We start from the raw sequence: 5,641 nt of genomic DNA, 5'->3' as shown, positions 1-5,641 counted from the left end.
GCAATGCCGATGCCTTTGTGGCCTATACCGGCCTGGATCCCCGGCCAATGGATTCCGGCCAGAAATCCGGCCGCCGGCGCCTGTCCAAACGTGGCCCCGCAGAATTGCGCCGGCTGCTCTACAACGCCGCCATGTCCGCCGCAAAAACCAAAACCTGGAGGCCTTTCTACCAGCGCCAGCGCGCAAAAGGCCTCTCCACAACCGCCGCCCTGGTCATCCTGGCTCGCAAGATCGCCCGCATCGCCTGGTCCATCCACCGACACCACACTTCCTTCAATCCTCAGGTGCTCTTGGCAGTTTGACCAAAACCATAGAATCTCAGGATGACAGAAAGTTGGCTAGTCATCCTGAGCGCCGCGAAAGATCCAACGGGTCCGTTGCGGCGCCAGGAATGATCGAGCCACCAAAGCGCTTGCCTCAATACGAGAACGTCGCCACCGCCTTGAACGGCGCCACCTTGGTGTCGTCCCATACATAGGTCGACTGCGGCGTGGTGAGATAACCCACCGCCTGCGTCGAACTCGGACCCCACAGGCCCGCCAGCACCGGCTGGTGCTTGAGCGCGCCGTCCTCGCAACTGGTCATGGTGCCGACGGCGAACAGGCGCAGCTTGATGCGGTCCCCTGGACTGACCAGCCCCAGGTTAACGGGCTCCTCGGTGGCCAGCGGCTGCTCCAGCATCGGCAGCGCGAACACTTCGCGCCCGCGCCCCTTGCGCAGGAACTGCGCCGGCTGCGGCTCGGCCAGGATGGTCGTGACAGTGCGCGGGCTGCCGCCGTGAACCGGTGTAATGACGAACTCGGCCTTGACTCCGATCTGCTCCTGCGAGCCATCTTCCAGTTGCACATCCGCCGGGCAGCGGCCGTTCTTGACGCCGAGCACCGGCCTGCCGGTGCCGAAGCCATCGTTGGTGACCACGATGGTGCCGACAGCGCGCCCCGCAGCGGTCACCGTGATGGTGCGCTGCGCCGCCGTGGGTGCGGCCTCGGACGGCTTGCACACGAAGTCCTCAGGACTCCAGTCGGAGCCCTGCTTGCAGACCGGGTCGCCGCCGCCGCCCGACACCACCATGCGCTGCGAAAACTCCGCGACCGGATCCGCCCGGGATATCCCTGTCGCGGCGATCGCCGCCGTTACGACCAGACCGGCCACCAGAGGCTTGCCGTAAATCGCCATCCACATGCTGCTTTTTTTCATTTCCGTATCTCCAAAGTCGAAACGCCAGTCGTTGCCGAGTGCGGCCTGCGAGCCGCGATGATTCTGCGTGCTCTGACCGGCTTGCGGACGGATGATTTCTCACGAAAATCCCACGGCTTTTCAGGGGGATTTAGGAGGGAATCGCGGTCGAGGCGGGACCTTTGAAACCGCTTCCCGAACCGTTTCAGGCGAAATGGAAAGAGCTCCTGAAACAGGGATCGACGAAAACGGGAAAGCGATCTCACTTGCCGTCGGATCAGCCCCTCGCTCAACGACAGCCGGGAAGGGCTCCGAAAGCGGAGCGTGCACTGCGGCAGGTCAGGGATGGCACCAACACCGCTGCTTCATGGATTTCTGCGCTATCACCCTCCTGGGGGGCTCCCGTGGGAATTTCATGGGATTTCGCCCCTTCCGCGCCGGATCCAGGGCGCTAAGCTGGTTTCGCTGACCTTGAGGAACTTCCTGCCAGCAAATCAGGACCCGAACTCTCCCATCCCAGTGGGCAAACGGCGCCTCAAGGTCAGCTCTTTTCATGGGCCGACCAGCCGCCGCGCAGCCTGGTGTGCGGCGAAACGAAAGCCCGGCGTTGGCGGGGCTCCCTTCGGCAGGGCCGTTGGGGTGCCCTGGAGACGGCTGTCCGCGAGGCGACGAAACAAGATAAATAAATTTATAAAGACTATTTTAATCTTGACTTAGATCAAGGCAATAAAAGAAAAGCTATCCACATAATAAAGCACATATGTTTCCATAGAAAACAGATTTTTATAAATGCTTTATGTGGAGGGTAAACTTTGACTAATTCAATATTTTCAAAGAATAAAGTAGATATTAATAAATATATTACGAAACCATCTATTTATTCATGCAGAGCCTCAGCCCGGTTCTATGGGGCAACCCTGTTTGCCGCCGGCGCCGCAATCCAGGCACCGGCGATCGCGCAAAGCACACCCGCCGGCGATGACGGTCTCACCTTCCACGGCATCACACTCTACGGCACCGTCGATATCGGCCTTGCCTACATGAGTCACGGCGCACCGCTGAGTCCGGACTACGGTCCCGGCCTGCCCTTCCTGGTGCAGAAATTCAGCAACAAGTCGATCACCTCGATCGCGCCCAATGGCCTGAGCCAGTCCCGTATCGGGCTGAGCGGCTTCGAGCGCATCAACGATGACCTGTCAGCCGTATTCAGGCTGGAGACCGGGTTCCAGCCCACTTCCGGCAAGCTCACCGATGGGCCGGCGTCCCTGGTCAACAACAACGGCAAGGCGCTCACCAGCCAGGCCACCAGCGGCGACTCCAGCCGGGCCGGACAGCCGTTCAACGGCGCCGCCTACGGCGGCATCGCCTCGAAGGAATGGGGCACGCTGACCTTCGGCCGCCAGACCGGACTGATGGCCGACAATCTCGCCAAATACGATCCGCAGGCGCAGTCCCAGGCCTTTTCGCCGATCGGCTATTCGGGCGTCTCCGGGGGCAACGGCGACACCGAGGATCTGCGCTACGATTCCGCGATCAAATACGTATATGGCCATGGTCCCGGCCATATCGGCCTGCTGCATCAGTTCGGCAGCGACGGCAACATCCCCGGGGGCGCCGACTCGGTCGACGTGGGCTTCGACTACGCCGGCTTTTCCTTCGACGCGCTCTACGCCTATGTGCGGGATGCGGTCTCCGCAGCCTCCCTCAGCGCCTCGCAGGCCGCGGCCGCGCCAGGCACCCTCGCCGCCACCATCTCGGACAACCGCAGCTACTCCTTCCAGGGGAAATACACGCGGGGGCCGGTGAAGGTATATGCAGGCTACGAGCACATCAGCTACGCCAACCCTTCGCATCCCATTGCCAACGGCACGGAGACCATCGGCGGCTATGTGCTGAGCAACGTCACCAACACCGCCTACGACATCCACAAGATCCTGCAGATCTCCTGGGTCGGTGTGCGCTACTCCATTACCCGGGATCTGGACCTGGTCGGCGCCTACTACCGCTACGACCAGGGCAACTACAACAAAACCGGCTGCCACGATACCAGCGCCTCGTCATGCAGCGGCACCTTGTATGACATCTCCGCGGTGGGCGACTACCGCCTGTCCAAACGCTTCGACGCCTACCTGGGCGTCAACTTCTCCAGCGTCGCCGATGGCCTGGCTTCCGGTTACCTGGTGAGTTCCAACATCGCCCCGATGGTCGGCATCCGCTTTACCTTCTGAGGCTGCGGCCCTGCGGTTCGCGGGCATTGCACGAATCGCAGGGCTGCTTCATGGAAAGGAATGTGACAGGGGACGATGCACATACGAGCGCGGCCTGAAGCGCAACCCCGCACCGGATCACATGGAATACGCACCCCGTGGGAATTTCATGGGATTCGGCGCGGTCCAAGATACCGAGGCCACGCTAAGCTGCCTTCGCTGGCCTCGAGACGGAAACCCGCCAGCAATCGGGTCCCAAATCTCCCATCCCAGTGGGTAAAGGTCCGTTTCGAGGTCAGCGTTTTCCGACGCGGGGCGGCCGGAAACGCATGCCTGATCCGCTTACTCGCGGCGAACGCAACGATACACCGCGCCGGTGGCGCAGAGGCATTGAAAAAAGAACCGGTGTTTGTTGATGCTTCGGCGGTGCCGGAAGCTACGTGCGGACGCCCGGGTACTACTCGGAAGTACCCCGAACCTCGCGCTCCATCTGCTCGATGCCGATGTGGCGCACGTCCTTGCCCTTGACGAAATAGATGACGTATTCGGCAATGTTGCGGGCGTGGTCGCCGATGCGCTCGAGCGAGCGTACCGACCAGATGATGTCCATGACGCGGCGGATGGTGCGCGGATCTTCCATCATGAAGGTGATGCACTGGCGCATCAGGGCTTCGTACTCGCGGTCCACCGCCATGTCCTCGCGGGCCACGGCCAGGGCCGCGTCGGCATCCATGCGGGCAAAGGCGTCGAGGCCGTCGCGCACCATCTGCGAGACATGCCGTGACAGGTGCCCGACTTCGATCAGCGGAGCGTTGCCGCCGCCCTGCGAAGCCAGGTCCACGGCCATGCGCGCGATCTTCTCGGCTTCGTCGCCGATGCGCTCCAGATCGGTGATGGTCTTGATGATGGCGTAAACCAGGCGCAGGTCGCCGGCGGTGGGCTGGCGCCGCGCCAGGATGCCGCTGCACTCCTCGTCGATCAGCACCTCCAGCTGGTTGACCTTGAAGTCGTTGCGCGACACTTCCTCACCGAGGACGCCGTCGTTCTCCATCAGGGCGCGGGTGGCGTCGACGATCTGCTGCTCCACCAGGCCACCCATGGCCAGCACGCGCTGCCGTACGTCCTCCAGCTCCTCGTTGTACTGGCTGGAGATATGCGACTTGTAGGACAGGCTAGTCATGGTTCGCTACCGGTACGACGATTCCGTTCCGCCGGAGAGTTGGCCGTCGGAGCAGGCTGGATTGACCCTGCTTTTCCACACGATACCAAAGCATCGTCTGGAAAAACACCCGGCGCGGCTTGCGCCGCGCCGGGTCATGCAACTTTACCGCAAAACCGCTTTTTAAACCTTAGAACACCAGCTGCGCGCGCAGGCCGAGGCTGTCCGGCTTGTCCTTGCCGGCATTGCCGAGGTTGGCTTCGCCGTGCGTGTAGTTGAACACGAAGCGGACGGCCGGGTTCGGGTAGTAGTTCAGGCCGACGGTGATCAGCGACACATCGCACTTGCTGACGTTCGCCGCCACCGCACCCGCCGCGGTGCAACCGACATTGCCATTGGTGAGATTGTTCTGGGCATGGTCGTAACGCGCCGCGATCTCGAAGGCGCCGTAGGCATGCGCCGGGCGCAGGCCGTTGTAGGTGGCGTTCTTCTTGTCGTAGGTGCGGGTTTCGCCGGTGATGGCGTAGGCGCCGGTGACCGAGTAGGCGTTGACGTTGGTTTCGTTCAGGCCTTCCTGGTGCAGACCCAGCATGGTGTACTCAGCCTGACCGTAAACCGGGCCCCAGGCGCCGGCCAGTTCGCCGCCGATGGCATCCTGGTGCGGATTGCCCAGCGCCTTGGCGTTGCCCGAGCCATAGCTGGCCAGGGTGAACTTGGCACCGGAACGGCCACCGTAGGTGTAAGCCGGTCCGAAGCCGGCGTACGGCGAGGCGGTCGAGGTGACCGTGCTGTTGACGTCGGAATTGTCATTGCTGAAGTTCACGCCGACATGCGCCCAGGCCGTCGGGGAAACAAACGGCGCATAAGCCAGGCGGGCGTTGTAGCCCAGGCCCTGGGTGCGGTTTTCGGCGCCGCCGGTCTGCTTGTGCAGGGAGTAGACCGAGGCACCGGCCCACAGGTTGTCGCTGCTGGTGAAGGCACCCTTGTTCCAGCTGTAGTACACGCCGTTGGTGTAATCCACGCCGCCGTAGACGCCGGTGGCGGAGACGATGTTGCGCTCCAGGAACACCGTGCTGTTGTTGCTGGCGATTTCGTCCAT

Annotated in this window: 5 protein-coding genes; 2 read left to right on the top strand and 3 right to left on the bottom strand. The window is 62.3% G+C overall.

The features are described 5' to 3' along the window. Nucleotides 1–302: IS110 family transposase (locus BP26_RS0122380; protein ID WP_029921539.1), on the top strand; the 302-nt coding region annotated here is incomplete at its 5' end. Between the two features lie 115 nt (nucleotides 303–417). Here BP26_RS0122380 and BP26_RS0122375 read toward each other — a convergent pair. Next, complete coding sequence (locus tag BP26_RS0122375) at nucleotides 418–1,197, bottom strand: hypothetical protein (RefSeq protein ID WP_029922781.1); 780 nt, start codon at nucleotides 1,195–1,197, stop codon at nucleotides 418–420. A gap of 791 nt (nucleotides 1,198–1,988) precedes the next feature. Between BP26_RS0122375 and BP26_RS0122370 the strand changes: the two genes are divergently transcribed. Beyond that, on the top strand, nucleotides 1,989–3,404 hold the full coding sequence (locus BP26_RS0122370) for a porin (RefSeq protein ID WP_211255022.1): 1,416 nt from the start codon (nucleotides 1,989–1,991) through the stop codon (nucleotides 3,402–3,404). 436 nt (nucleotides 3,405–3,840) lie between these two features. Here BP26_RS0122370 and phoU read toward each other — a convergent pair whose 3' ends face one another. Then, on the bottom strand, nucleotides 3,841–4,563 hold the full coding sequence (phoU, locus tag BP26_RS0122365; RefSeq protein WP_029922779.1) for a phosphate signaling complex protein PhoU: 723 nt from the start codon (nucleotides 4,561–4,563) through the stop codon (nucleotides 3,841–3,843). A 169-nt stretch (nucleotides 4,564–4,732) separates the two neighbouring features. Further along, the coding region (locus BP26_RS27010; protein ID WP_036517702.1) for a porin at nucleotides 4,733–5,641 on the bottom strand (909 nt) is incomplete at its 5' end.

Source organism: Nevskia soli DSM 19509 (genome assembly GCF_000711955.1).
In the GTDB taxonomy this organism is placed as follows: Bacteria; Pseudomonadota; Gammaproteobacteria; order Nevskiales; family Nevskiaceae; genus Nevskia; species Nevskia soli.
This window is presented reverse-complemented; position numbering and strand designations above follow the sequence as displayed.

Excerpts from the sequence above, each read along its gene's own strand:
- BP26_RS0122375 (WP_029922781.1), bottom strand. The coding sequence starts at position 1,197 with ATGAAAAAAAGCAGCATGTGGATGGCGATTTACGGCAAGCCTCTGGTG.
- phoU (WP_029922779.1), bottom strand. The coding sequence starts at position 4,563 with ATGACTAGCCTGTCCTACAAGTCGCATATCTCCAGCCAGTACAACGAG.